The following is a 26,385-nucleotide window of genomic DNA, read 5'->3' as shown; positions in this document are numbered from 1 at the left end:
TCGCGAGGTGTTCAGGCTGCTCCCGGGTGTTTGGAGGGGATTTGGAGCCGACTTGGACAGTCCACATACGATGTGCGGATCATGGTCTTCATCCGGGTGCTGGGCTCGTTCGCGACCGAGGTGAACGGTGCGGCCGTTCACCTCGGCGGGCCGCGGCAGCGGGGTGTGCTGGCGTTGCTGGTGGCGGCGCGCGGGCAGGTCGTGCCGGTCGACCGGATGATCGAGGATCTGTGGCGCGGGGAGCCGCCCGCGCGGGCGCTGATGTCCTTGCAGGCGTATGTGTCCAACCTGCGCCGGCTGCTGGAGCCCGGCCGGCCGGCGCGCACGCCGGCCCGGCTGCTGGTGAGCGCGGCGCCCGGCTATGCGCTGCGGCTGCCGCCGGAGTCGGTGGACGCGTGGCGGTTCGAGGGCCTGCTCGACCAGGCCCGTACGGTCACCGACCCGCGCGCCGCCCAGGCTCGGCTCGCCGAGGCGCTGGGGCTGTGGCAGGGACCGGCGTTCGCCGAGGTCGCCGATGAGCCGTGGGCCGCCGCCGAGACGGCCCGGCTGAACGAGCTGCGCCTGGTCGCCACCGAACTGCACGTCGCGGCGGGTCTGCGAATCGGCGACCCCGCCGCGGTGGTTCCCGAGGCCGAGCGGCTCACCCGCCACGAGCCGCTGCGCGAGGAAGGCTGGCGGCTGCACGCCCTGGCACTGTGGAGCAGTGGCCGCCAAGCCGACGCGCTGGCGGCGCTCCGCCGCGCCCGCGGCATCCTCGCCGAGGAGCTCGGGCTCGACCCCGGCCCGGACCTGAGGGCGCTGGAGGAGGCGATCCTCACCCAGCGCACGGACGTCATGCGCGCGACCGTGCCCCCGCCACCGCCGGCCGCACCGCTGCCGCGGCCGGCTCCGATCGTCGAGGCGCCGTTCGTCGGACGCGAGGCACAGCTGTCGGCACTGGTCACGGCCGCCGCCGAGGCCGCGGCCGACGGCGCCCGCATCGCCCTTGTCACCGGCGAGGCCGGGCTCGGCAAGTCGACGCTGCTGGAACACCTCGGCAGGCGGCTCGAACGTGACGGGTGGCTGGTCGCCGTCGGCCGCTGTCCCGAGGTCGACAGCGCGCCGCCCGCGTGGGCCTGGACCGAGGCGCTGAGAGCCGTTGCCGCGACCACGTCCCCGGGCGAGTTCGCGGACGACCTCGCGCCGCTACTCGCCGACACCGAGCCGGTGAACGTCGACGCCACCGCGGGACGGTTCCACCTGCGCCAAGCCGTGTGGAAGTGGCTCGCGGCGGTCGCCGCGGAACGCCCGGTCGCCGTCGTGCTGGACGACCTGCACTGGGCGGACGCCGTCACGCTGGAGCTGCTCGGCGGCGGCCTCGGCATGCGGGCCCCCGTTCTGGTCGTGGCGGCGTACCGGGCGGACGAGAGCGGCCACCTCACCGAAACGCTGGCCTCCCTCGCGCGCGCCACGCCCCTCCGGCTCGCCCTGCCCGGCCTGGACGACGCGGCCGTCGCGCAGGTCGTACGGAACGAGTGCGAGGCCGACGACGAGACCGTCGCCGGAATCGCCGAACGCACCGGCGGCAACCCGTTCTATGTGCGGGAGAGCGCGCGGCTGGTGAACGGAGAGGGCGCGCTGGTCGCCCTCTCCGAGGTCCCGGAGGGCGTACGGGACGTGCTGCGGCGGCGCCTGGCGCGGCTGCCCGGGGGAGGTGTGGCCGTGCTGCGGCTGGCAGCGGTCGCGGGCCGGGAGAGCTCGGTGGAGGTGCTGGTGAACGCCGCCGACACCGACGAGGAAGGCGTGCTGAACGCACTGGACGCGGGGGTGATCGCCGGGCTGCTGAGCGAGCCCGGCCCCGGACGGGTGCGGTTCGTTCACGCCCTCGTTCGCGACACCCTGGTCGCCGACGTCAGCCGCCTGCGGGCGTCCCGCATGCATGCCCGCATCGCCGCCGCCCTGGAAGCCACCGGTGACATCACGGCGCTCGCGCACCACTACGCGCGAGCCGGGTCTCCCAAGGCCGTCGGCTATTGCGTCCGGGCCGCCGAACTGGCCGAGGCGCGCTACGCCCACGACGTCGCGGCCGATCTCCTCAAGGACGCGGTCGCGAACTCGACCAGCCCACAGGAACGCGTCGACCTGCACGGCAGGCTGCTGCGGGCGCAGGTCCGGGCCGGTGCCGTGGCCGCCGCCCGCCGGACCCGCCGTCAGGCCGTCGAGTACGCCGAGTCGCTGGGACGCGACGACCTGATGATCGCCGCGTTCACCGCCTGGACCGAGCCGACGCCATGGCAGTCCCGCCCGTACGGCACGGTGGACCGGCCCATCGTCGACCGGCTGAGCCGCCTACTCAAGCGCACCGACCTGGCTCCGGAGGTACGCGGCCGCCTCCTCACCGCCTACGCCGACGAACTGGCCGGCGAGGATGACCCCACCGCCCTGGCGGCGGCCCGCGAGGCGCTCGACCTCGCCACCGGGCCCCACCTCCGGGCGGCGGCGATCGGGGTCCTGGCCCGCGGCGTCGGCGGACCGTCCGGACGCGCCGAGCTCTGCCGCGAACTGGTGGCGATCGGCGTGGAGCACGGTGTGCCCGCCTACCGCGTCACCGGCCTGCTCAACCACGCCTGTGCCGCCGCTGAGGCCAACGACCCGACCACCATGCGCCGGGTGGCCACCGAGGCCCTCGACCTCGCGCGCACCTACCGGGTGCCCGAGGCGACAGGCGTCGCCGAAGTGACACTGGCGACCCTGACCCTCATCGAGGGCCGGTTCGCCGAGGCCGAACGGCTCTACACCCAGGCCGCCAACGGCATGCGGCGCGCCGGATCCCTGCACTCCTCCGGCTTCCTCGGCTTCGCGCTGGCCGCGACGTGGGTGAACAACGGCACGCTCGGCGAGCACCTCGACGAGGTGCGCACCCTCCACGAGGCGTCCGGCCCGATCGCCTCCGACCTGCTGGCCCTCGCCCTGCACGGCAACGGCCTGATCACCGAAGCCCACCGGGTAGATACCTCGGCCCCGATCCGGCCCGACTACTTCTTCACCTTCCTCACGACCCTCCGCGCGATGGCCGTCATCGCCCTGGACGACCGCGCCGCGGCCGAGGAGATCTACGCCAGGCTGCTTCCTCACCGCGACGGCCCCCCGGCGGGCGCCACGAGCCTGTCGTTGGCGCTGCGCCCGGTCGCTCACACCCTCGGCGAGCTGGCCGTCCTCCTCGGCCGCGACCACCAGGCCGCCGCCCACTTCGCTCAGGCCGCCGCCATCGCCGACCGGTGGAACGCACCTCATTGGGCTGCCGCGGCCCGGTCGCGAACGACCACCTAGCTGTACCGCCCAGGGAGGTTGGTCAACCTGGTCCCCGAGGCGACTCCGGGGAGGGCGAGTCGGCTCCCCTGGCGCAGGGGATCGGCGGTGTCCTGCAAAGACAGCCTTCGTGTCGGCGACGACGAGCGCCTGGTGCTCGTTGCCGAAGTCTCAGCCGCGGTCGTCTCAGTCGCGCGTGCCCGCACGCGTTGGGGCCGGGGAAGCAGTGAGACGAGACGTGAGACAACCGCGCTCGCGGCGATGGTTCGGGTGCGCCTAGCCTGCTTCCCGAGCGAACAGCTTGTGGACTTCCTCCGGGCCCCGCTGCAGGACCGCCTCCAGCTCGTCGGGGCCGATTTCCGCGTGACCCGCGTCCGGCGTGCCGGTGAACGCCAGGCCAGGCCGGCACAGGAGATAGGTGTCGCCGTGCCGGAAGTAGTCGAACGGCACCCCGGCGGCGTAGAGCCTGCGGGTGATCTGCCACTCCCGTTCCTCGGAGACGGTCACGGTCTCCCTGACCCGCTGCCGCAACTCGGGCACCACCTCGCAATAGCTCTCCTCGGAGAGCGGGTTGCCAGTGAGGTCGACCTCGCGCAACTTGGGCAGCCCGGACCGCAGGGCGCTGATGTCCTCGATGGCGTTGAGGGGCAGTTGGAGGCGGCGGATCATGGGCAGCGTCAGCACCGCGCTCACGTCGGCGAGCGCACTGAACCGCATGGAAAGCGACGCCAGCCGCGGGTGGCCGGCCAGCGCCGCGAGATCGCATCCCCCGAAGCCGACCACGTGCAGCGTGCTCAGCATGGGGAAACGAGCAAGGTCGCCGAGGTCACAGGGGAACAGGACGGCCAGGGTGTCGAGCTGGGCGAAGTCGGCGTCGCTGAAAGGCGGATTTCCCTGCAACCGGCGCTGAACGGCCTGTTCCACCTGAGGTTCGAGGAGCGGCATCGATCAGCTCATCTCTTGCATAGTGTCATCGGCGTCGTCGAGGTCGTCGAGGTCGTCGAGGTCGTCCATGATGGCATTGAAGTCGGCCCGGGACTCGGGAAGGCGCGATGGTCCCCAAAGTAGAGATCTTCGTGCAGGTCACTGGTGTGCATGCCGACCGGCCGCCAAGGTATTCCGGTCCGGGCACGGCGGATGAGACCGGCCCTGGAGCGGTCACCGCTCCAGGGCCGGGCCCCTCATGAACGCCGGGTGCGGCGCAGGGCGCCGGTCAGCGCGCCGCCGCGGGCTGGGCGCCGATCGACTTCATCATCGCCGGCCACACGAACTGCGCCTCCCGGATCCAGGCCGGCCAGTTGTGCCGCCCGTCGCCGTAGATGTGCGCGGTGTAGGGGATCTTCAGCTCGTCCAGCCGCTTCTGGAAGTCCTTGTTGTTCGCGCCGATCGCGATCTCGCTCAGCAGGCCGATGTCCCACGGAGCCACGTCGGGGTCGCCCGGACCGGGCCGCCCCGAGGTCCCCGCGGAGAAGAACAGGCCCACGCCGCGCAGCTTGTCGGCCAGCGCGTACGGGTCGTGCGCCGCCCAGTTGGCGTCGTCGACGCGCGGGATGCCCCAGATCGCGAACGGGTCCTGCCCGTTGCCCGCGTTGGTGAACATCAGCATCGCCGGCATGCCCGGGGCCCGCATCGCCAGGGTCCCGCTCAGCGCCGCCGCGTACTTGAACAACCCCGGGTGCCGGGCCGCGTAGGACATCGCGCCCTGCGCGCCCGAGGAGTTGCCGATCGCCGCCCGCTCCGACCCGGCCCCGTAGTTGCGCTCCATGAGCTGGCGGACCTCGGCGGTGTGGAAGGTCTCCCACTTGGGAGTGCCGCCCTTGCCGTAGTTGTACCAGTCGGTGTACGAGCCGTCGGCGGCCTCGGGCATCACCACCAGCACGTTGTACTTGGCGGCCCACGCCTCGATGTCGGTGTTGCGGGTCCAGGAGTCGTAGCGGTCCTGGCCGCCGTGGAAGGCGTACACCACCGGGTAGGCGGCCCGCGCGCCGCGCTGCCAGCCGCGGGGCAGCAGCACCCGCGTCTTCACCGACTTGCCGAGCGCGGGGGAGTTGATGGTCAGGTCGACCTCGCCGGCGTTGATCCGGGTCTCGCCGGTGATCCTCGCCCCGTCGTCCGCGCCGATCGGGGCGGCCGCGGCCGCGGTCCCGGCGAGGGCGGTGACCGCGCCCGCCGTCCCGGTGCCCGCCACGGCGGCCGCGGCGATCGCCCCGGCCGCGACCGAACGGCGCCATCGGGAGGACGGATCGAGGACCTCTCGACGGGCGGAGCGTGTCATGGATCACCTCGCGGCACAGCACGGCCCCCGTGGCCGCGCGACTGCCGCCGAGTGTCCCGCCATCCGGCTAAACGATCTACAGGGCGGAGTAACAAGAAAACCACCATCTCCTGTTACAAAGTGAGTCAAAGTGCATCATTGTGGCGGGATCCGGTCAGGGATGGTAGGCACGTACATGAGCACCTCCCCTCCGACCGGGCCCCGGCGGTTCGGCATCTTCCTCGCCCCGTTCCACCCCTCCGGACAGAACCCCACCCTCGCGCTGGAACGCGACCTGGACCTGATCGCCCACCTGGACGCCCTCGGCTTCGACGAGGCGTGGATCGGCGAGCACCACTCGGCCGGCTACGAGATCATCGCCTCGCCCGAGGTGTTCATCGGCGTCGCCGCCGAACGCACCCGGCACATCAGGCTCGGCACCGGCGTCTCCTCCCTGCCCTTCCACCACCCGTTGCTGCTCGCCGACCGGATGGTGCTGCTCGACCACCTCACCCGCGGCCGGGTCATGCTCGGCGCCGGACCCGGCGCGCTGCCCTCCGACGCCCACATGATGGGCATCCCGGTTGCCCGGCAGCGCGACATGATGGAACAGGCGCTGGAGGCGATCCTGCTGCTGCTGCGCGGCGACGAGCCGGTCACGATGCGGACCGACTGGTTCGAGCTGCGCGACGCCCGCCTCCAGCTCCGCCCCTACCAGCGGGAACTGGAGGTCGCGGTCGCCGCGATGGTCTCGCCGAGCGGCCCCCGCGCCGCCGGCCGGTTCGGCTGCGGGCTGCTGTCGCTCGGCGCTACCCAGTCCGCCGGATTCGACGCCCTCGGCTACCACTGGGGCGCCCTGCGCGACCGCGCCGCCGAGTACGGCACCACCGCCGACCGCGGGAACTGGCGGCTGGTCGGCCCCATGCACCTGGCCGACACCCGCGAGCAGGCCGCCCGGGACGTGGCGTTCGGCCTGGCCGACTGGGTCGCCTACTTCCAGCGGATCGCCGCGCTGCCCATCGCGCCCGACACCACCGACCCCGACGCGCTGGTCGAGGCGATCAACGCCACCGGGATGGGCGTGATCGGCACCCCCGACGACGCCATCGCGCAGATCGAACGCCTCACCGCCCAGTCCGGCGGCTTCGGCACCTACCTGCTGATGGGCCACGAGTGGGCCGACACCGCGCAGACCCGCCGCTCCTACGAGCTGTTCGCCCGGTACGTCGCGCCGGTGTTCCAGGGCTCGGCGCGCTCGCTGACCGCCTCCAGCGACTGGGCGGCGCGGAACCGGCCGGCCTTCTTCGGCGCCACCACCGACGCGATCGCCGCCAAGATCAAACAGCAGGAGGAGGAGTCCGCCCGGCGCGTGGCGGACGGGCCGGGCGGCCAGGCGGCGGACTGAGACCGTGGACCGTCCGCCCCCACCGCCCCCACCGGCCGCGCCGTCCGCCGCCGGCTCGCGGACCGGGCACTCGCGGTGTGCGGCAGGATCGAGGGCATGCAGGTGCTCCGGTACGGAGGCGGGCGCCGGCCGGTGCCGCCGCGCCCCTCCGCCCTTCCCATGATCGCCGCCGCCGTCGCGGTCGCGGTCACGCTGGACGTGCTCGCCGGGGGGCCGCTCCGGCACCTCGACCAGTGGGTCTTCTCCGGCGGCCTCCCGCGCCGCGACGGCGCCTGGCACTGGATCTGGCGGACGGTGGTCAACGGCGGCCAGCACTGGCTGGCCGCCTCCGCCGTCGCGGTGGCCGCGCTGGCCGCGGCGTGGCGGCGCGGCGCCGGCCCGTGGACGGCGGTGCGGGCCGGCGCCTGGCTGGTCGTCACCGAGGCGGTCATCCGGGGCGCGCAGCTCGCGTTCGCGCGCACCCCGCCGCGGACGGGCCACGACGTGCTGTTCGAGAGCGGATACCTGTCCTATCCGTCCGGGCACGCCGCCAACGCCGCCGCCTGCCTGCTCCTGGTCGCGGCGCTGTGCGGCGCGTCCCGCGGCTGGACGATCGCCGCGCACGCCCTGGCCGCCGTCGTCGCGGTCGCGGTCGTGACCCTCGGCTACCACTGGCCGACCGACGCCCTGGCCGGCTGGGCGCTCGGGGTGCTGCTCGGCTGCGCGGGCCGCGCCCTGGTCCCGCGGCGCGCCGGCACCCGCCCGGAACGCAGCGAAATGTATGCAGTGTCGTAAGTCACACGCTTCCGTCCGCCATTGACCGTAACCGGTCGCTTACCCAAGCATGGGGCCAGGACGAGGAGCGGAGGCACGACAGTGACCATCCAGCACGCGGACGGGGCAGTCGGCGGCATCGACCTGAGCGACCTGCGGTTCTGGGGCCGCCCGCTGGAGGAACGGGCCGCGGTCTTCGCCACGCTCCGCGCGCAGGACGGCCCCTCCTTCTTCGCCGACCCGCCGGTGCCCTTCACCAAGCGGGGCAAGGGCTACTGGGCGCTGGTCCGGCACGCCGACGTCGTCGAGGCCAGCCGCAACCCCACGATCTTCAGCAGCGAGCCCAACGCCACCAGCATCATCGACTCGCCGAGCTGGCTCGCCCGCTACGTCGACTCCATGATCAACATGGACGACCCGCGGCACGCCAAGATCCGCCGCATCGTGTCCCGCGCGTTCAGCCCCAAGATGCTCGCCCGCACCGAGGACGACGTGCGCCGCCGCGCCGTCCGGATCGTCGACGAGCTGATCGCCTCCGGCCCCGGCGACTTCGTCGCCAAGGTCGCGGTGCGGCTGCCGGTCGAGGTCATCTGCGACATGCTCGGCATCCCCGCCGAGATGTACCCGCGGGTCCTGCGGCTCACCAACATCGTGCTCGGCAACACCGACCCCGAGTACACCGGCATCACCCCTGACATGGGCCGGCTGCGCACCGGCCTCGGCCTCGCCAAGGTCGCCAAGGCCGGCCGCGACCTGCACGTCATCGCCGCCAAGCTCGGCAGGGAGCGGATCGCCGCGCCCACCGGCGACCTCACCTCGGCGCTGGTCAACGCCAACGTCGACGGCGAGAAGCTCACCGCCCGGGAGTTCGGCACGTTCTTCCTGCTGCTGGTCGTCGCCGGCAACGAGACCACCCGCACCGCCATCGCGCACGGCCTGAAGCTGTTCACCGACAACCCCGGCCAGCTCGACCTGCTCATGGAGGACTTCGACGGCCGCATCGCCGGCGCCGTCGAGGAGATCGTCCGCTACTCCACGCCCGTCATCATGTTCCGCCGCAACCTGGCCGCCGACCACGAGCTGAACGGCCACCACTACAAGGCCGGCGACAAGGTCATCCTCTTCTACAACTCCGCCAACCGCGACGAGGCGGTCTTCACCGACCCCGACGCCTTCGACATCACCCGCTCCCCGAACCCGCACGTCGGGTTCGGCGGGCCCGGTCCGCACTTCTGCCTGGGCGCCAACCTGGCCCGCCGCGAGATCACCGTGATGTTCCGCGAGCTGTACACCCGCCTGCCCGACCTGCGCGCCGACGGCGAACCCGACCGGCTGATGTCCGGCTTCATCAACGGCTTCAAGCGGCTGCCCTGCACCTTCACCCCGCCCCCCACCGCCCCGCCCGCCTAGGGCCCTGTCTCAAAGTGCCTCGGCCGTCGCGCGAGCGCGTTATCTGGACGGTGGGGCGAAGCCGGAGGCAAGCCCCACCGTCCAGATCGCGAAGCGATGTCGCGCTCGCCCAAGCCAGGTCGGCGTCCGAGCCGCCAGGCGAGGACGCCGGGCCGGGCGTTGAAATAGGGCCTAGACCTCCCGGACGGCCTCACGCCCCATCGGGTCGCCGGCGGCCTCGGCCAGGAGCGCCGCCAGCTCGCGCGGCCTGGAGAACATCGGCCAGTGCCCCGTCGGCAGGTCCCGGTGGGTCCACTCCGGCCCGGCCATCAGCGAGAACACCGGGTTTCCCGCCGCCGCCATCTGCTCGACCGCCGCGAGCGGGATGGTGCTGGCGATCAGGGTCCGCGGCGTGGACGGCAGCGGGTCGGGACGCAGCAGGGGCTGCGTCGCCGTGGCGAACGGCTGCGGCGTTCCGCGCTCGCGCATCTGCGCCAGCCGCTCCGCGTCCAGTCCGGCCAGATTGCCCGGATCGGCGTCCGGATCGAACGGCGGCACGGGGATCCGCCACCCCTCGCCCTCGTCCGCGACCCGCTTCTCCAGCGCCGCCCGTTCCGCCGGATCGTGGAAGTCGATCCCCGCCATCCCCGACGGCAGCGGCCCGCTGTCGACGTAGACCACCCGCGCGACCCGGCCCGCAAGCCGGTCGGCCGCCCCGGTGACCGCCATGTTCGCGCCACTGTGCGCGACCAGCACCACCTCGCGCAGATCACCGCCCTCGATGAGCGCGGTCAGGTCGCCGACATGAGTGTCCACGTCCACGCCCGGACCCGCCTCGGCGGCCCGCTCGGCCAGCCCCGTCAACGTCACCGCGTGCACCGTGTGGCCCGCCGCGCGCAGGACGCCGGCCACCTCGTCCCACGCCCACCCGCCGAGCCAATAACCCGGGACCAGCACGAACGTCGCCATCTCGATCTCCCTGCCTCATCGGTGCCTCGTTGGCGCCGCCCCGAAGGTACGGTCGAATCCGGACAGAACCCGCCCGGATTAAGAGAGTGCCCCGTGTCACACCCGACCACCCGCGTCCTGACCATGCTCGAGCTGCTCCAGGCCAACCACCGGATGGGCGGCGCCGAACTGGCCCGGCGCCTGGAGGTGGACGAGCGCACCGTCCGCCGGTACGCGGCGCGGCTGGGCGACCTCGGCGTCCCCGTCGTGGCCGAACGCGGGCGGTACGGCGGCTACCGGCTGACGCCCGGCTTCAAGCTCCCGCCCCTGATGCTCACCGACGATGAGGCCACCGCCGTCGTGCTTGGCCTGCTGGCCGGACGCCGCATCGGGCTCCCCGCCGGGGCGACCGAGAGCGCCCTCGCCAAGGTGCAGCGCGTGCTGCCCGCCGCACTCCGCGAACGCGTCCAGGCGCTGGAGGAGACCCTCGGATTCACCCTCGCGGCCCGCGACGGCACCGCCCCCGCCACCGCCGCACTCCTCACTCTCGCCGCCGCCGCCCGCGCCCGCCGCCGCGTCCGGCTGCGCTACCGGTCATGGCGGGACGCCGAGAGCGAACGCGACCTCGACCCCTACGGGCTGGTGTTCCACTCGGGCCGCTGGTACGTCACCGGCCACGACCACCGCAGCGGCGAGGTCCGCACCTTCCGCGTCGACCGGGTGCTGGCCGCCGAGCCCGGCACCGAGACCTACGAGGTCCCCGACGACGCCGACCCCGTCCGCCAGGTCACCCGCGCCCTGGCCGCCGTCCCCTACGCGCACGACGTCGAGGTGCTGCTGGAGACCTCCCTGGACGAGGCGCGCCGCCGCGTCCCCCCATCGGTCGCCACACTCACCCGGGCCGGCGGGGGAGTGCTCATGTCCACCCGCGCCGAGCACCTGGACGGCATGGCGCGGATGCTGGCCGGGCTCGGCTGGCCCTTCGTCGTGCACCGCCCCGACGAGCTGCGCGCCCACATCCGCGACCTCGCCCGCGTCCTGACCGAGCAGGCCGCCCGCCCGAACCCGAACCCGGGCGCAGGCCGGCCCGCACCGGGCCCGCCCTAGTCGTGGCGGTTGCGCCGCCCCCGCCGGCCCGGCTTGATCGCCGAGCGGGCCTTCCACTCCTGCGCGAGCATCGCGTACACGACCTCGTCGGTCCACTCGCCCTTGACCAGCTCGTTCTCCACCAGATGCGCCTCGTGCCGCATCCCGAGCCGCTCCAGCACCCGCGCCGACGCGGCGTTGCGGCCGTCCAGCCGCCCGACGACGCGGTGCAGGCCGAGCCCCTCGAACCCCAGCCGCAGCACGGCCTCGGCCGCCTCGGTGGCGAACCCCTGGCCGTGGTAGGCGGGGTTGATGATGTAGCCGATCTCGCCCTGCCGGTGCTCGCGGCTGCTCCACTGGAGGTTGACCTCGCCGATCAGCGTGCCCGTCTCGCGCGGGACGACCGCCAGGACGAGCCAGTCGCCCTCCCGCTCGATCCCGGTCGCGGCCATCTTCTGCTTCAGGAAGGTCCGGGACTCCTCCAGATTCCGCGGCTCCCAGTACAGGTAGCGTGCCACCTCGGGAAGCGACTGGTAGGCGTGCAGGCTCCCGAGGTCGTCGTCGTCGAACGGGCGCAGCGTCAGACGTTCGGTCTCGAGCGGAAAGGTGGGTTGCAGCACGCGGTGATCCTATTCGCGTCCTTCCGCCACATGCGACCGATATGACACGCCGTCCAGCGCCCCCGGCGGCGGTCCGGGTCAGGACGGCGGGGCGCCGGGCCGATCGGCGGGCAGCGCCTCCGCTGCCGTCACTCCCTGTTTATCGGCCACCTATCCGGTCATACACACAGTAGTCGGCATAAATGGACGATCAGTAGGGAGCAGCGACGATGACGGCAGTGCCCTCCATCGAGCTCAACAACGGCGTCGAGATCCCGCAGCTCGGCTTCGGGACCTACCAGATCGCGCCCGAGCGGACGAAGGAGGCGGTGCTGAGCGCCCTGGAGGTCGGCTACCGGCACATCGACACCGCCGAGATGTACGGCAACGAGAAGCAGGTCGGCGAAGCGGTGCGCGCCTCCGGGATCGACCGCGCCGACATCTTCGTCACCAGCAAGCTGAACAACGGCTTCCACGCCCCGGCCGACGCGCTCAAGGCGTTCGACCGCACCCTGGACGATCTCGGCCTGGACCACCTGGACCTGTTCCTGATCCACTGGCCGCTGCCCGGCGTCGGCGACTTCGCCGAGACCTGGAACGCGCTGGAGGAGATCTACGCCTCGGGCCGCAGCAGGGCGATCGGGGTCTCCAACTTCCAGCCGCCCCACCTGCGCCGGATCCTGGCCGAGGGCGGCATCGTCCCCGCCGTCAACCAGATCGAGGTGCACCCCTACCTCACCCAGGACGACGCCCGCGCCTTCGACGCCGAGCACGGCATCGCCACCGAGGCGTGGTCCCCGATCGCCCAGGGCAAGGTGCTGGACGACCCCACGATCGGCCGCATCGCGGCCCGCGTCGGCCGGACACCCGCCCAGGTGACCCTGCGCTGGCACCTCCAGCGCGGCGACATCGTCTTCCCCAAGTCCGTCACGCACGCCCGCGTCCAGGAGAACTTCGACGTCTTCGGCTTCACCCTCACCGGCGAGGACATCAAGGCCATCTCGGCCCTGAACCGCGACGAGCGCACCGGACCCGACCCCGACACCTTCAACTACACCGGCTGACCCCGCCGCCGCGCGATGGCACACTCCTGCCATGGCGATCACCGGATTCAGCTTGACCGACGACGACGTGGCCGACCAGACCAGGGCGACCAACGAGCGGCTGGCCGCCGCGATGGAGGGCCGGCCCGCCCTGGAGGAGATCGACGACCCGGCGGCCAGCCGCGCCGCCCGCGAACGCGGCGAGGGCCCCTTCGCCCAGGCCGCCCCGATCCCCGAGGGCATCGACCGCACCGTCCCCGGCCGCGCCGGCGCCATCCCCGTGCGGATCTTCCGCCCCGCCGAGCCGCGCGGCGTCCTGCTGCACCTCCACGGCGGCGGCTGGACCCTCGGCTCGGCCGGGGCCCAGGATCCGCTGCTGTGGGGGATGTCGCACGCCGCGGACGTCGCGGTGGTCAGCGTCGGCTACCGGCTGGCCCCCGAGCACCCCCACCCGGCCGCCGCCGACGACTGCGAGGACGCCGCGAACTGGCTGATGGCCGAGGCCGCCGCCGAGTTCGGCACCGGCCGCCTGGCCATCGCCGGCGAGTCCGCCGGCGCCCACCTGGCCGCGCTCACCCTGGTGCGGCTGGCCGGCCGCGCCCGCGCCTTCCGCGCCGCGCAGCTCACCTTCGGCGCCTACGACCTGTCGATGACCCCCAGCCAGCTCGCCGGCCACGACAAGATGTTCATCCCCACCCGCACCATGCGCTGGTTCTACGACCAGTACCTGCCCGGACTCGGGACCGCCGAGCGCCGCGACCCCACCGTCTCGCCCCTGTACGCCGACCTGCGGGGCATGCCGCCCGCCCGGTTCACCGTCGGCACCGAGGACCCGCTGCTGGACGACTCCCTGTTCATGGCCGCGCGCTGGCAGGCCGCCGGGAACACCGCCGAACTCGACGTGGTCGCGGACGCGGCCCACGGCTTCATCGCCTTCGGCGGCGTCGCGGCCGAACGCGAACTGACCCGGCAGGTCGCCTTCATCGCCGGAGCCGTCGCCGCCGGCTGACCCCGCCGGCACCCGCGGAAGCACCGCGGATGCCGGAGCGTCAGGCGGTGGTCAGCCAGCTCACCCGGTGCGCCTCGGTCAGGTCCGGGGTCTCCCAGCGGCGCACGAACCGCTCGATGACCGTGTCGGGGACCGGCGCCGGCCGCCCGTGGTTGCGTTCGCGCAGCACGTGCGGCGGCGCCTCCAGCGCGACCATCTCGACCCGGCCCCGGTAGTCGGCCATCGGCCCGGTGCACTGCTCGCGCAGCATCCGCGACACGTTGGTGGCGTTCCACACGAACGAGCGGCCCGCCCGCAGATGCCCGCGGGCCAGCTCGTACGCGGCGGCGGCCACCGGCCGCTGGTCGCCGCGCGGCGACACCCCCAGCTCCGCGCGCAGCCGGTCCAGGCTCACCACCGGCAGGCCCGGACGGTTCGCGGCGATCCAATGGTCCTTGCCGACACCGGGAAGCCCCGACAGCACCGTCACCGTCAGCCGCGTGTCGTCGTAGGCGGCGTAGTCGGGATCACGGCCGGGCTTGCGGAAGTACCAGAACCGCGCGTGGTCGGACGGGAAGACGCGCGGCCCGTCCAGGCAGCGCTGCTCGGCGCAGTACTCCCCGTACAGCGCGATGTTCTCCAGCACCTCCCCGGCGTCCCCGCAGACCCGGCCGAGGATGTCGGCGGTGGCCAGCAGCACCAGGTCGTCGTTGCGGGCCAGCAGGCTCACCCGGAACGCGATCTGCTGGAGGTCGGGCCGCTCCAGCGCCCAGAACGGCACCTGGTGATGCCGGACGAGCGCGGCGACGTGCTCCCGCCACGGCACCGGCGCCCCCAGCTCCCACAGGATCCGCCGGACCATCAGGTCACCGCGCCGCGAATGCCCGTGCGCGGTGATCCGGCCGTCGGCGTCGACCCGGGTGCACCGGGGCTTGGCGACGTCGTGCATCAGCACCGCCGCGAACAGCCGCACCCGCTCGTCCACGGGACGCGCCCTCCACTCCGGCAGCGCCGCCAGGGCCTCGCACGCCATCCGGGTGTGCACCTCGACGTCGCCCTCGGCGTGGTGGACCGCGTCCTGCGGGACGCCCGCCAGCCCCCGCACCCACCCGAAACGCTCGCGGATCTCCGTCCACGGCACCTGCCAGCCCGGCGGCGCGGGGCACAGCTCAGCGAACACCTGCATACAGCACCTCCGGATCGGCCAGGCCGTTCGCGACGATCGGCCGGTCCTGCCAGTGCGTGCCCGAATCGAGGATGGCGGTCAGGAAGCTCGGCCGCACCCACTTGAGCCGCCCCACGGTCTCCCCACCCCGCTCGACCTTGATGTAGAGGCCCTCCATCTCCTCCGCGCCGTCGGTCTCGCCCGCGACCCGGTCCGGGTCGGCGCCCCCGGCGGACGCGGCCTCGCGCAGCGCGTCCCGCCACCGGGGCGTCCGGCACGCCGATGGACCGGCCAGCGCCGTCAGCGCGCCCAGATCGTCCAGGACGCCCGAGTACAGGACGGGCACCGGCACCACCGGCGTCCCGTCCAGGAGCTCGCGGCGGCGGACGGTCGACAGGAACGTCCCATCGGCCCGGTCCAGCACGTCGAACTCGCAGAAGTAGTGGGGGAGTGCGTCGTAGAAGACGGTGTGCTTGGCGTAGAGCCACTCCCCATACAGGACGTAGCGATCGCCGAGCCGTTCCCACAGGACGTGCTGGACCGACGCCGCCCACGCCTTCAGCGGCCCGAACTGCCGCTCGCGGGGACCCCCGGCCAGGAAATGCCCGCGGCTCTGCAACCGCAGCTCCCCGCTCGGGGAGAAGCTGATGCCGGCGTTGGCGCCGTCCAGCTTCTCCTCCACCACCAGGTACCGTCCGGCGATCTCCCGGAACGGCACGGCGGCCAGGTCGTGGTCGCCGGGCTGCAATCGGGAGCCCTGCACATGCCGGGTCCGGGGGTACTTGCGAAGCATGCCGACCGTTCTAACGAACCGCGCCCCGCCTGCCAACCGAATATCGCCCCGCCGCGGCGGGGCGGTCAGCGCGCCGCGACCAATGGGGTCGGCCCGAACGCGGCACGTTCACCAGGAAGACCCGGCGCCGGCCCGCGCCGTCCACAGGAACCCGCCCAGCACGAGTCCATGCTCCCAAGGCCGGCCTTCGGACGCTACGCCGAGCCTCGAAACGTGGGCGCCGGACGGCGTTCAGCTGCTGCCGTCCCTGCCCGCGCGGGCGGCGATCCCCTCGACGAGGACGTCCAGGGAGAACTCGAAGAGGGTGTCGGGCGCGTCCGGCTCCAGCTCACCGATCCGGCTCAGGTAGGGCAGGTCGGCGTCGGCGTCGGCGTCGGCGCTCAGCCACGGCGGCGGCATCCGCTCCAGGTCGCCGGGGTTCAGGTGCGCGGGCGGACGATCGTGGACGGTGTCCTGTAGTTCCACGAACCCCACCACCAGCCGGATCGTCTCCATGCACGCGCGGTAGGCGTCCTGCAGCGGCAGCCCGACCGCCGCGAAGAACCCGATCAGGGCATCCACGTTGCGCAGCATCACTGGATGCCGGGCCATCGTGATGTTCTCGCTCAGTGCCAGCGCGGTCATGCCGGGATGGCGCCGGTGGTGGGCCCGCAGGTCCCGGCAGAACGCGCGCAGGGCGTCCCGCCAGCGGGCGGGGTCCAGCTCCGGTGGCCGCCACCCGGACTCGAAGATCTCGGCCGCGACGGTGATCAGATCACGCCGGTCCTCGACGTAGTTGTACAGCGCGCGGGGCGAGACGCCGAGGTCGGCCGCCAGCGACCGCATCGTCAGCTCGGCCGGGCCGCTGCGGCCGAGGAACTCCAGCGCCGCCCGGCCGACCGACTCGCGGGTGAGGGTGGCGCGGCCCTTGCGGTGGGTCGGCCGCCGCCGGGCCGGGGTGGGGCTGCTCATCGGCCCCGAGGTTAGCGCAACCCCCTTGAATTTCACACATGTTGACTTTAATCGCGGCAGCCGCCAGGGTGACCCAGGTAAGGCTCACCTAACTTCCCTCTGGAGTCGCTCATGCGCCTGGCCGGCCTCGCCATGGACCTCACCCCCTTCCGTGACAGCCGCGACTTCCGGCTGCTGTACGCCGGATTCCTCGGCGCCATGCTCGGCACGCTGTTGACCAGCGTCGCGATCGCCGTGCAGATCTACGACCTCACCGGATCGCCGCTGCAGATCGGCCTGGTCAGCCTCGCGAGGGCGCTGCCCCTGGTCGCCGGCGTGCTGGCCGGCGGCGTCCTCGCCGACCGCATGGACCGCCGCCTGCTGATGCTGGCCACCCGGCTGCCGCTGACGCTCGTCGCGGCGGCACTCGCCGTCAACGCGCTGCTCCCGCACCCGCACCTGTGGGTCATCTACGCCGCCACCGGCGTCACCGGGCTCCTCGCCGGGCTCGGCGGCCCGGCGATGCTCGCCGCCATCCCCGCCCTGGTCGGCCCCGAGCGCCTCGCGGCGGCGGGCGCGCTGACCTCGGCCTCCACCCAGCTCGCGGCCCTCGTCGGCCCCGCCCTCGGCGGCCTGCTCATCGCCGGCCCGGGACTGGCCGCGTGCTTCGCCGTCGACGCCGCCGGATTCCTGGTGTTCTCCCTGGCCCTGCTGTTCGTCCGGCCCCTCCCGCCCGCCGCCACCGCCACCGGCGCGGGCAAGGGCGTCCGGCAGGCGTTCGGGGCGGTGGCGGCCGGTGCGCGCTTCGTCCGCGGCCACCGCCTCATCATGGGCCTGCTGCTCATCGACGCCGCCGCGGTGGTCTTCACGATGCCGCAGGCGCTCTACCCCGTCCTCGCCGACCGCCAGTTCGGCGGCGGCCCCGGCGTGGTCGGCCTGCTGTACGCCGCGCCCGCGTTCGGTGCCCTGGCCGGCGCGGCCACCAGCGGCTGGACGGCGCGCGCAGGCGGGCACGCCCTGATCGGCGCCGTCCTGCTGTGGGGGGCCTCTCTCGCGGGCTTCGGCCTGACCTCGTTCCTGCCCCTGGCCCTGGTACTGCTCGCCCTCGCCGGGCTCGGCGACCTGATCTCCGAGACCCTCCGCTCAGCCCTCCTGCAGCACGGCACACCCGACGACCTGCGCGGACGGGTCAGCAGCCTGTGGATGGTCCAGGCGACCGTCTCACCCGCCCTGGGCAACGCCGCGATCGGCTTCCTCGCCGAGCTGACCAGCGCCCGCGCCGCCGTGATCACCGGCGGGCTCGTCTGCGTCGTGGCCGCCGTCGCGGTCGCCGCCGCCTGCCCGGCCCTCCGCCGGGCCGACCTCACCACGCCGCCCGCCACCGCCCAGGCACCCGCCACGCCACCCGCAGACCGGCCAGCCTAGGCCGTATTCCAAGCCCGGCCCGGCATCCTCGCCTGGCGGCTCGGACGCCGACCGCGCTTTGGGCGGGCGCGACATCGCTCCGCGATCTGCCCGGTGAGGCTCGCCTCCGGCATCGCCCCACCGGCCAGGCAACACGCTCGCGCGACAGCCGAGGCACTGTGAGACAGACCCTAGGTAGCCGGAGCGCCCACGATGAACCGGCCGCGCTCCGGCGGCGGTGAGCGCCGCCGCCGTGCGCGGCGTCCCCTCACCCGGCCGGGAACACCCGGCCGGGCGGCGACCCGACCGGGGCGGGTCACCGGGGGGGATCAGCCGGTGGCGACCAGGAGCCGTCCGGGCGCCCGGGTGAGCAGGCCGGTGTCGACCGGCGCGAACCCGTCGGCCCAGCGCAGCCCCGGCAGCGTCTCCAGCAGCACCCGGATGCCGATCTCCGCCTCGGCCCGCGCCAGCCGCGACCCGAGGCAGAAGTGCCGGCCCGCGCCGAACGACAGGTGCGTGGCCGCCCCGGTGAACTCCCGGTCGACCGCGCCGTCGGTCCGGTGCGGGTCGAACCGGTCCGGATCGGTGAACCGGGCCGGGTCGCGGTTGGCCGCGCCGACCAGGCACGCGACGGTCGCGCCCGCCGGCACCGTCCCGGACGGCAGCTCGGCCTCGACGTCGGTCTGCCGCAGCACGATCTGGACGGGGGGATCGCGGCGCAGCGACTCGGCCCACGCCGGCGCGATCAGGCCGGGGTCGGCGCGCACCGCGGCCAGCAGCGCCGGGTCGTCCAGCAGGCTGCGCAGCAGCGACGACAGCGACTTGTCGGTCGTCTCGCCGCCGGCGCCGAGCAGCGCCCCGCAGAACCCCATGATCATCTCGTCCGGCAGCCGGCGGCCCTCCACCCGCGCCTCGCACAGCACCGACAACAGGTCCTCGCCGGGCCCGGCGCGGCGGGCGGCCACATGCGGCTTCAGGTAGGCGTACAGCTCGTCGCGGGAGCTGAGGCCCCGGGCCAGCGTCGCCGGGTCCTGCCGGTAGTTCCCCATGTAGGAGAACCCCGCCCGGTACCAGTCCTGGAACAGCGGGATGTCGCCTTCGGGCAGGCCGAGCGCGGTCACCACCACCGTGATGGGCAGCCGGGCGCAGAACCCCGCGACCAGGTCGGCCTCGGCACGGCCGCGCAGCGCGCCCGCCAGGCCCGCCGCGGTCCGCTCGATCGAGGAGGTGAGCCTGGCCAGCGCCTTCCCGCGGAACGCCGGGGTGAGGAACGCGCGGTGCCCCGCGTGCTCGCGGCCCTCCATCTGCATGACCGTCCGCCCGAACATCGGCGCGAGCTGCCAGGCGTAGTTGCGCGGGGTGAAGCGCGGGTCGGTGAGGGCGGCACGCACGTCCTCGTAGCGGCTGACCAGCCAGGCGTCCATCGGCTCGTCCCGGACGATCGGGAACTCCTCGCGGAGCCTGCGGTACAGCGGATACGGGTCCCGCTCGAACTGCGGCCACAGCAGGCTGGGCGGCGTCCACCGGGTGTCGACCACGCCCGTCCCGGCGTCCGCCTGCCAGTGGTAGCGCGGCACCGACCGGTGCCAGTCCAGGGAGGAGCGCATCGCGGCCTGGAGTCGGTCGGCGAAGGCGTGCCCGGGGCCTTCGCCGCCGGTGGGGGAGCGGGGGAGGTTCGCGCGGGCGACCAGGAAGTCGCGGACCCGCCCGGCGATCATGTCGCGGGCGGTGTCGATCGCGTCCTGCCACGACCGGCCGGACTCGCGCTGGAGGACGAGCACCAGATTGGCACGTTCCTGGAAGGCCAGGTCCTTCTCCACCGAGTACACGTCGTTGGTCCAGGCGATCACGTCGGCCGCCGCGTCGCGCAGCCCCGACGGCCGGTCGGCGTCGCCGAGCACCGTCCCGTCCACCGCCTCGAACAGGTCGAAGAACAGATCGGCGCCGAACAGGTCGCGGCGCAGCGCGATGTAGGTGGAGGCGTCCAAGGCGCCCGCCTCGGTGCCGCGCAGGCCCACCAGCGCGTTCTGCGCCGACAGGTGCCGCGCGAGGTGCCCGGCGAACCGGGCCCGCCAGTCCGAGCCGGCCAGCTCGGCGGTGCGGGGCCACAGGTCGCCCGCCAGCGTCCGCAGCATCGGGTCGTCCGGGATCCAGACCCCGCCCGCGGGGTCCGGGCCACCGCCCGTGCCCGCGGCCCCGGTCCCGGGCTCGCGGGCCGGGGCGACGATGGCCGCGGCGGACGCGGCGAAGCCGGCCAGCACGCCGGCGTCGGCCCAGGGGCCGTCGTCGATCCGGTCGTCCAGCAGCAGCATCCACAGGAACCAGCCCAGCAGCACCGGCTCCCGCTCGGGGCGGGCGTCGCCGAGGAGGCCGAGGCCGAGATCCAGGAGCCGCGAGTTCAGCAGCCGGGTGCTGCCGCGCGGGCCGATCAGCCCGTTCAGCTCGGCCCACCGGCACAGGTCGGCGCGGAGCGCGTCAGCGTCGTCACGAGTCCGCGGAGCGGGGAACGGCAGCGACAGGTCGGGCAGCCGGAACTCGGCCGCCGCACCCGTCGTGGTCCCGGGCTGCGCGGTGAGAACACCGTTCATCGCCGATCAGCCCGGCCGCTGCCCGGCGTACCGGAAGCGCTGGCCGAGTCTTCTGCTTTCGATCATTCCCATGGTCATGCCGACCCCCCGAAATCACATTGCCCGGGCACCCTTGTGCGCCCGAGCCGCTGGAATGCTCGCGGACCGGCCGGACGCCGGGCCGGTCCGTTGACCGGGCCTTTGCCGGGTATCTTCAATCACCTGACGATCTCTTGCCTCGCACCAGAGGTTTCCCGGCCCTGGGACGGTCTGCGCGTGACCGGAGGCGCTCGCCCTTGACGAGCACCGGGAACAGTCCGGGGACCCCCGAGAAGGCGGCCGGCGTCCGCCCCCGGCCGCGCTCGCGGGCCCCGCCGCACCGTCCCGCCGCCTACCGGCGCCGCGCCCCTCCCGCGTCAGTACCCACGCGGCGAACGCCTCGACCCCATCGACGACCGTCTCGAAGCGGAGGGACCGGACCGGCGCTGCGCATGTGGCCGTGGACGTGGACGAACGGACGGGCGGCCGTGGACCGCGGTCATCGGTGGTGCGCCGAACGTCCCAGACAGGGGACGAGCACCGCTGCGACGACCAGGTGCATCCCCGCCAGCGCCACCACGCTCGCGGCTCCGGCGCCGCTGCCCAGCGGCCCTGCCAGCGAGAACGCCAGCACCACGACGGCGGCGGCCGTCCAGACCGGTCCCGGCCGGCTGACGAGCCGTTCCAGCGCCGCGAGCAGCGCCCAGCCCGCCAGGCCTGCGAGCAGGCCCGCGACGGCGACCGTCCCGGCACCGACGGCCTGATCGGCACCGCCGCTCCGGACGGTCAGGTCGACCCCGGCCACCGGACCGGCCAGCGCCCACAGGGCCAGGCCCGCGGCGGCGGCGCCGGCCACCGCCAGCGCGCGCCGCCCGGCGGTGCGGCGGACACGCCCTGGCGCGGCGGGTACGGGAGTGGTTCTGCTGGACATGCGATTCCCCTTTCGACGGCGGGCCGTGCGCCGATGGCGCGGCCGGTCCCTCTGGTCACCTCGCACAGAGTCGCGGCCCCGGCACGGTCGCCGCATCGGTCGCGTGGCGCGCGGCGGTCCGACCGGGGTAGGGCGGGGCACCGACTTTGGTAGGTGTCGGCGCCCCGCCCGCCGCGGCTACCCTTCGCCCGTGAACAGCGAGAACTGCGGCGCGGCGGAAGCGGAGACCGAGGACCGGCACGACCGTCCGGCCTTCCCGGTGATCGGCCTGCTCGGCATGGTCGGCGGGGTGGGCGCCATGACCGCCCTGACGTTCTGGGCCCGGTTCGAGACGAGCCCGCCGGGCGCGCTGTTGTGGCTCGACCTCGCCGCCGGGGTGCTGGGCTGCCTGCTGGTGCCCGTCCTGCTGTGGCGCCCGGTTCCCACTGCGCTGGTCCTGCTCGTCCTGGCGGTGCTGTCGCCGACGGCGACCCCCGCCGCCACGCTCGGCGCGCTCCAGGTCGCCCAGCGGCGCCCCTTCCCCGTCGCGGTCGCGGTGGGCGCGGCGGGGATCGCGTCCCACGCGGTCCAGGGGATGTGGCGCCCCAACCGCGGGATCTCCCTCGGCTGGTGGCTGGTCCTGATCACCGCCGGGTACGGGGCGCTGATCGGCTGGGGCGCGCTGGCCCGCGCGCGCCGCGCGCTCCTGGTCTCGCTGCGCGAGCGCGCCCGCCGCGCCGAGGCCGAGCAGGGCCGCCGGGTGGCCGAGGCCCGGATGCTCGAACGGACCCGGATCGCCCGGGAGATGCACGACGTGCTGGCCCACCGGCTGTCCCTGGTCGCCACCTACGCCGGGGCCCTGGAGTACCGTCCCGACGCCCCGCCCGAACGGCTCTCCCAGGCGGCCGGGGTGGTCCGCGCGGGCGTGCACCAGGCGCTCGACGAGCTCCGCGACGTGATCATCCTGCTGCGCGGCGACGACTCCGCGGGCGACGGCCAGGACGCGGGCGGACGCCCCCAGCCCGTCCTGGCCGACCTCCCCAGGCTGGTCGAGGAGTCCCGCGACGCGGGCGGGCGGGTGCGGCTGCGCGACGAGGTGGTCGACCCGGCCGCGCTGCCGCCCGCCGCCGGACGCACCGCCTACCGCGTCGTGCAGGAGGGGCTGACCAACGCCCGCAAGCACGCCGCGGGCCGTCCCGTCCAGGTGGTGCTGGAGGGCCGCCCCGGGGCCCGGCTGGTGATCGAGATCCGCAACCCGCTGCCGGCCGACCGCGCCGCCCCACCGGCCGCGCCCGGCTCCGGCACCGGCCTGGTCGGGCTGACCGAGCGCGTCCAGCTCGCCGGCGGGCGGCTCGACCACGAGGTGGCCGCGGGCGAGTTCCGCCTGCACGCCTGGATACCATGGCCCGCGTGATCCCTCCGCTGCGCGTGCTCGTCGTCGACGACGACGCCCTGGTCCGGGCCGGGCTGTGCATGATGCTCGACGGGATCCACGGCATCACCGTGGCCGGCGAGGCCGCCGACGGCGACCAGGTACCGGCCGCCACCGACCGGCACGCGCCCGACGTGGTGCTGATGGACCTGCGGATGCCGCGAGTGGACGGCATCACCGCCACCCGCAGGCTGCGGGGCCGCCCGCGCCCGCCCGAGGTCATCGTGCTGACCACTTTCGACGCCGACGAGAACATCCTGCGCGCGCTCCGCGCCGGCGCCAGCGGCTTCCTGCTCAAGGACACCCCGCCCGCGCAGATCGTCGAGGCCGTCCGGCGGGTCGCGGCGGGCGACCCGATCCTGTCGCCCCGCGTGACCCGCCGGCTCATGGACCGCGCCGCCGACCAGGCGGGCGCCTTCCAGCGCGCCCGCGACGCGCTGGAGGTCCTCAGCCCCCGGGAGAACGAGGTGGTCCTCGCCGTGGCGCGGGGCCGCACCAACGCCGAGATCGCCGCCGAGCTGCTGATGACCGTGGCCACCGTCAAGGCCCACGTCTCCCACGTGCTCGGCAAGCTCGGCCTCGACAACCGAACCCAGGTCGCCCTGCTCGCCCACGACGCCGGCCTCGCCTGACCCACCGCCGCCACCCGGGAATCCGGCGCCGGACCGGCCGCAAGTTGCGGCCGATACGCGCACCATCCGTCAGACGCGCCCGTAGGTGGTGCCGGACTCGTTTCTGCGCAACAGCCCCTCGTCCACGAGGGCACGGCGCAGGCTCACCCAGTCGCCGAACCATTCGCCGCAGGTCGCCCACGCTCCGGGCCAGCGGGCCGTCGGTGACCAGGATCTGGGACGCCAGGCCGGGGTCGTCCGGGCCGAGAATGCGATGGTCGGCGGGGAACCGGCCCATGGACGGCTTCAGCCCGGCCACATCGCGGAAGTGGGCCGGGACGCGCACCGATCCACCGGGGTCGTTGCCGAGCCCGAGCGCCGCCATGTCCGTGGCGGGGGCGTTACGCCTCGGCCTTCTCCGGGGCGGAGGGGGCCGGCTGAGGTGCTGCGGGCGCACGGCGGCGCGCGGTCGTCAGGTGGTAGAGCAGCGCCAGGGCCGTGACACCGGCGGCCGGCAGCCCCAGCTCTGCGGGCACGATGGTGAACCACTCCTGGGCCAGTCCGCCCAGGCCGCCGCCGAGGGCGATCCCGACGTAGATGGCCGAGGAGTTGAGACCGAGGAGGACCGGTGCCGCGGACGGACTGAGGGCGATGAGCCGATGCTGCTGGGGCACGACGACGACGCCCAGGGCCACACCCCAGACCACGGCCCACACCAGGGTGGACACGAGCGTGGCGGTCGCCACCGACGTGAGGGCGAGAGCGACAGCAGCGACGGCGAGGGGCCCGGTCAACACCTGCGCGGGGTCGCGCCGGTCGACCAGCCGTCCGGCGATGATGTTCCCGGCCAGGACGCCGACTCCCCAGGCCAGCAGGATGACGGTGAGCAGCGACTCGGAGCCGCCGGTCACCTCCTGTAGGGCCGGGCCGATGTAGGTGTAAAGGGTGTAGGCGCCGAGGAAGACCAGCGTGGTGACGGCCAGCAGCCCGAGGACCCGGCCCTGCTTGAGCGGGCGCAGCCGGTCGCCCAGCGAGGCGGCGGGGAGCGTCACCTTGGGCAGGCCGACGGCGATTCCGATGAGCGCGACGAGGCCGGTCCCGGCGACGGCCCACAGGGTGATGTGCCAGTCGGTACGGCCGATCAGCGTGCCGAGAGGAAGGCCCAGCGCCGTCGCCAACGTGAGGCCGCCCAACACGAAGGCCAGTGCCCTGCCTCGGCGTTCGGGGGCCGCGATGGCCCCCGCGGTGCTGGAGGCGGCGGAGTTGACCATTCCGGCCCCGACCGCGGTGACGATGCGGGCGATCATCACTACCTCGTAGCTGGTGCCCAGGGCGGTGGCGGCGTTGCCGACCACGAAGACGCTCAACGCGATCAGCAGCGCGGATCGCCTGTCCAGGCCACTGGTGAGCGCGCCCATGACGGGCGCGGACAGGGCCATCACCAGGGCGAACACCGTCACCAGCTGCCCGGCGGCGGGTGTGGAGACCCGAAGGTCGGTGGCGATGGCGGGGAGCAGGCCCGCGATGACGTAGCTGTCGGTGCCGACGGCGAAGGTCGCCAGGGCCAAGGGCAGAAGTCGCTTCAACACCGGTGGTGCCGCCTTTCCGGACGAACCTCAGAAGTACCGAGCGGAACCCTAAAGCAATACATGGATGCTTGTCCATGTATCCATGAGTTGGTAGCGTGCGGGGGTGCGGAACACAGGAGGCGGCGATGCGTGAGGTGTCCCAGCCGGCGACCGAGGCCATCCGGCTGGTGGAGGTGCTGCGCGCTCTGGCCGATCCGGTGCGGCTGGACCTCGTCCTGCGCCTCGACCGGATGGGCGAGGACTTCTGCAACGCGATCGGCGCCGAGATCGACGTGCATCAGACGACCCTGTCGCACCACTACCGGGTACTGCGCGAGGCCGGCGTGACGTGGACGAGGCTTCAGGGCCGGTCCCGGCTGGTACGGCTGCGGCGAGAGGACCTCAACGCACTGTTCCCCGGCCTGCTCGACTCTGTGCTGAGCGCACAGCGCCGAACACGCGATACCGCGACCACCAGCACTGTCGAGGCGCCGTAGGCGCGGGCTCCCCGGCACCGCTCGCACCATGCGATGAGCCGCAACAAGCCTGTTCCTCAGGTGACGCGAGGGCGTTGGCCCAGATGGTCAGGGCCAATCAGACTGGCGACCTCAACGCCCGGCGGCCGGCTGGCCGTCCCCCGACCCCGCAGGCCCCCACCGACGGCTACGGCCACGCGTTCCTGGCGATCGCCGCGGCCCTCGTCCTCCCGCGCCGCCGCGGCATGAACGGCAGGGGAGGACGAGACGCGCCGCGAAGCCGCGCCGGACGGCGAGACTCACCGGACGGCGGGGCCTACCGCTCGGCGTCCTGCGGGTACCAGCGCAGCTCGACGGTGTTGCCCTCCGGGTCCCGCACATAGATCGACTGCGCCTCGCCCCGGGCGCCGTAGCGGCCGACCGGGCCCTCCAGCACGGTGAACGCGCCCCCGTCGATCACTTCCTGCCAGTCCAGCGGCTCGACGACCAGGCAGATGTGGTCCACATTGGACTCGCCCCGGGGACGGTCGAGGAGATCGATGATCATGCTCGGGCTGACCCGGACCGACGGGAACGGGACCCTGCCGGCCCGCCACTCCTCAACCCGGACCGGCTCCAGGCCGAGCGGCCCGCAGTAGAAGGCCAGCGCGCGCTCGACGTCCTGAACGTTGAGCACCAGATGATCGAAGTCCTTGACCCGCATGCGGCGACGCTCCCGAAGTGAAGTCCGAACCTGA

Annotated in this window: 22 protein-coding genes and 2 pseudogenes; 11 read left to right on the top strand and 13 right to left on the bottom strand. The window is 73.8% G+C overall.

Annotated elements, in window-relative coordinates; genetic code table 11:
- Positions 1 to 81: 81 nt before the first annotated feature.
- A complete protein-coding gene (locus OHA34_RS04300) occupies positions 82 to 3,309 on the top strand; it encodes a BTAD domain-containing putative transcriptional regulator (protein ID WP_329520772.1) in 3,228 nt (1,075 codons plus the stop codon).
- A 255-nt stretch (positions 3,310 to 3,564) separates the two neighbouring features.
- Here the strand turns inward: OHA34_RS04300 and OHA34_RS04295 are convergent, their stop codons facing one another.
- Positions 3,565 to 4,233: a leucine-rich repeat domain-containing protein gene (locus OHA34_RS04295; RefSeq protein ID WP_285943198.1), complete on the bottom strand. Its 669-nt coding sequence runs from the start codon at positions 4,231 to 4,233 to the stop codon at positions 3,565 to 3,567.
- A gap of 268 nt (positions 4,234 to 4,501) precedes the next feature.
- Entirely contained in the window at positions 4,502 to 5,563 is a 1,062-nt protein-coding gene (locus tag OHA34_RS04290; protein ID WP_285943200.1) for an alpha/beta hydrolase, read from the bottom strand.
- Between the two features lie 175 nt (positions 5,564 to 5,738).
- Between OHA34_RS04290 and OHA34_RS04285 the strand changes: the two genes are divergently transcribed.
- The 3 genes from OHA34_RS04285 (at position 5,739) to OHA34_RS04275 (ending at position 9,110) form a co-directional block, all read left to right on the top strand.
- Positions 5,739 to 6,947, top strand: a complete 1,209-nt coding sequence (locus tag OHA34_RS04285; RefSeq protein WP_285943202.1) for an LLM class flavin-dependent oxidoreductase — start codon at positions 5,739 to 5,741, stop codon at positions 6,945 to 6,947.
- Positions 6,948 to 7,043: 96 nt separating this feature from the next.
- On the top strand, positions 7,044 to 7,721 hold the full coding sequence (locus OHA34_RS04280) for a phosphatase PAP2 family protein (protein WP_285943203.1): 678 nt from the start codon (positions 7,044 to 7,046) through the stop codon (positions 7,719 to 7,721).
- 81 nt (positions 7,722 to 7,802) lie between these two features.
- The gene (locus tag OHA34_RS04275; protein WP_329520771.1) at positions 7,803 to 9,110 is read left to right on the top strand and encodes a cytochrome P450; all 1,308 of its coding nucleotides are present in this window, start codon (positions 7,803 to 7,805) and stop codon (positions 9,108 to 9,110) included.
- Positions 9,111 to 9,281: 171 nt separating this feature from the next.
- On the opposite strand, the gene OHA34_RS04270 is transcribed toward OHA34_RS04275, so the two are convergent.
- On the bottom strand, positions 9,282 to 10,058 hold the full coding sequence (locus OHA34_RS04270) for an alpha/beta fold hydrolase (protein WP_285943207.1): 777 nt from the start codon (positions 10,056 to 10,058) through the stop codon (positions 9,282 to 9,284).
- Positions 10,059 to 10,151: 93 nt separating this feature from the next.
- Here OHA34_RS04270 and OHA34_RS04265 point away from each other — a divergent pair, with 93 nt between their 5' ends.
- Complete coding sequence (locus OHA34_RS04265) at positions 10,152 to 11,144, top strand: helix-turn-helix transcriptional regulator (RefSeq protein ID WP_329520770.1); 993 nt, start codon at positions 10,152 to 10,154, stop codon at positions 11,142 to 11,144.
- Here OHA34_RS04265 and OHA34_RS04260 read toward each other — a convergent pair.
- Positions 11,141 to 11,743 (bottom strand): GNAT family N-acetyltransferase, encoded by a 603-nt coding sequence (locus tag OHA34_RS04260; RefSeq protein WP_329520769.1) that lies wholly within the window; start codon positions 11,741 to 11,743, stop codon positions 11,141 to 11,143. The two genes, OHA34_RS04265 and OHA34_RS04260, sit on opposite strands and share 4 nt — an antisense overlap.
- 209 nt (positions 11,744 to 11,952) lie before the next feature.
- Here OHA34_RS04260 and OHA34_RS04255 point away from each other — a divergent pair, with 209 nt between their 5' ends.
- Positions 11,953 to 12,786: an aldo/keto reductase gene (locus OHA34_RS04255; protein ID WP_285943213.1), complete on the top strand. Its 834-nt coding sequence runs from the start codon at positions 11,953 to 11,955 to the stop codon at positions 12,784 to 12,786.
- 31 nt (positions 12,787 to 12,817) lie between these two features.
- Complete coding sequence (locus OHA34_RS04250) at positions 12,818 to 13,774, top strand: alpha/beta hydrolase fold domain-containing protein (RefSeq protein ID WP_329520768.1); 957 nt, start codon at positions 12,818 to 12,820, stop codon at positions 13,772 to 13,774.
- A 40-nt stretch (positions 13,775 to 13,814) separates the two neighbouring features.
- Here OHA34_RS04250 and OHA34_RS04245 read toward each other — a convergent pair whose 3' ends face one another.
- The 3 genes from OHA34_RS04245 to OHA34_RS04235 all read right to left on the bottom strand — a co-directional run bounded on the left by OHA34_RS04245 (position 13,815) and on the right by OHA34_RS04235 (position 16,662).
- Positions 13,815 to 14,939: an AAA family ATPase gene (locus tag OHA34_RS04245; RefSeq protein ID WP_329520767.1), complete on the bottom strand. Its 1,125-nt coding sequence runs from the start codon at positions 14,937 to 14,939 to the stop codon at positions 13,815 to 13,817.
- Positions 14,923 to 15,711, bottom strand: a complete 789-nt coding sequence (locus tag OHA34_RS04240; protein ID WP_329520766.1) for an RNA ligase family protein — start codon at positions 15,709 to 15,711, stop codon at positions 14,923 to 14,925. Before OHA34_RS04240 ends, OHA34_RS04245 begins: the two co-directional genes overlap by 17 nt.
- 231 nt (positions 15,712 to 15,942) lie before the next feature.
- The gene (locus OHA34_RS04235) at positions 15,943 to 16,662 is read right to left on the bottom strand and encodes a TetR/AcrR family transcriptional regulator (protein ID WP_329520765.1); all 720 of its coding nucleotides are present in this window, start codon (positions 16,660 to 16,662) and stop codon (positions 15,943 to 15,945) included.
- Between the two features lie 111 nt (positions 16,663 to 16,773).
- On the opposite strand from OHA34_RS04235, the gene OHA34_RS04230 reads away from it, so the two are divergent.
- The gene (locus tag OHA34_RS04230; RefSeq protein ID WP_285943222.1) at positions 16,774 to 18,066 is read left to right on the top strand and encodes an MFS transporter; all 1,293 of its coding nucleotides are present in this window, start codon (positions 16,774 to 16,776) and stop codon (positions 18,064 to 18,066) included.
- Between the two features lie 308 nt (positions 18,067 to 18,374).
- Here OHA34_RS04230 and OHA34_RS04225 read toward each other — a convergent pair whose 3' ends face one another.
- Together OHA34_RS04225 and OHA34_RS04220 are read right to left on the bottom strand one after the other, a co-directional pair.
- Entirely contained in the window at positions 18,375 to 20,633 is a 2,259-nt protein-coding gene (locus OHA34_RS04225) for a cytochrome P450 (RefSeq protein WP_329520764.1), read from the bottom strand.
- Positions 20,634 to 21,150: 517 nt separating this feature from the next.
- Positions 21,151 to 21,582, bottom strand: coding sequence for a DUF6069 family protein (locus tag OHA34_RS04220; RefSeq protein ID WP_329520763.1), 432 nt, complete (start codon positions 21,580 to 21,582; stop codon positions 21,151 to 21,153).
- Positions 21,583 to 21,772: 190 nt separating this feature from the next.
- On the opposite strand from OHA34_RS04220, the gene OHA34_RS04215 reads away from it, so the two are divergent.
- The gene (locus tag OHA34_RS04215; RefSeq protein WP_329520762.1) at positions 21,773 to 22,975 is read left to right on the top strand and encodes a sensor histidine kinase; all 1,203 of its coding nucleotides are present in this window, start codon (positions 21,773 to 21,775) and stop codon (positions 22,973 to 22,975) included.
- Positions 22,972 to 23,625, top strand: coding sequence for a response regulator (locus OHA34_RS04210; RefSeq protein ID WP_443029613.1), 654 nt, complete (start codon positions 22,972 to 22,974; stop codon positions 23,623 to 23,625). The genes OHA34_RS04215 and OHA34_RS04210 overlap by 4 nt, the downstream gene beginning before the upstream one ends.
- Positions 23,626 to 23,694: 69 nt before the next feature.
- Here the strand turns inward: OHA34_RS04210 and OHA34_RS38415 are convergent.
- The 3 genes and pseudogenes from OHA34_RS38415 to OHA34_RS04200 form a co-directional block, all read right to left on the bottom strand.
- Positions 23,695 to 23,781: pseudogene (locus OHA34_RS38415) on the bottom strand (DUF2087 domain-containing protein); the annotation flags it as partial.
- A 7-nt stretch (positions 23,782 to 23,788) separates the two neighbouring features.
- Positions 23,789 to 23,989, bottom strand: a pseudogene (locus tag OHA34_RS38410) (amidase family protein); the annotation flags it as partial.
- A gap of 16 nt (positions 23,990 to 24,005) precedes the next feature.
- Entirely contained in the window at positions 24,006 to 25,193 is a 1,188-nt protein-coding gene (locus OHA34_RS04200) for an MFS transporter (RefSeq protein WP_329520760.1), read from the bottom strand.
- 125 nt (positions 25,194 to 25,318) lie between these two features.
- Between OHA34_RS04200 and OHA34_RS04195 the strand changes: the two genes are divergently transcribed.
- Entirely contained in the window at positions 25,319 to 25,669 is a 351-nt protein-coding gene (locus OHA34_RS04195) for an ArsR/SmtB family transcription factor (protein ID WP_285943236.1), read from the top strand.
- Positions 25,670 to 25,964: 295 nt separating this feature from the next.
- Here OHA34_RS04195 and OHA34_RS04190 read toward each other — a convergent pair whose 3' ends face one another.
- Entirely contained in the window at positions 25,965 to 26,351 is a 387-nt protein-coding gene (locus tag OHA34_RS04190; protein ID WP_329520759.1) for a VOC family protein, read from the bottom strand.
- Positions 26,352 to 26,385 lie beyond the last annotated feature (34 nt).

It is taken from the genome of Spirillospora sp. NBC_01491 (assembly GCF_036227065.1).
GTDB classification, from domain to species: domain Bacteria; phylum Actinomycetota; class Actinomycetes; order Streptosporangiales; family Streptosporangiaceae; genus Spirillospora; species Spirillospora xylanilytica.
Note: the sequence above shows the minus strand (reverse complement) of the source record. Positions and strands in the feature narration are given on the sequence as shown.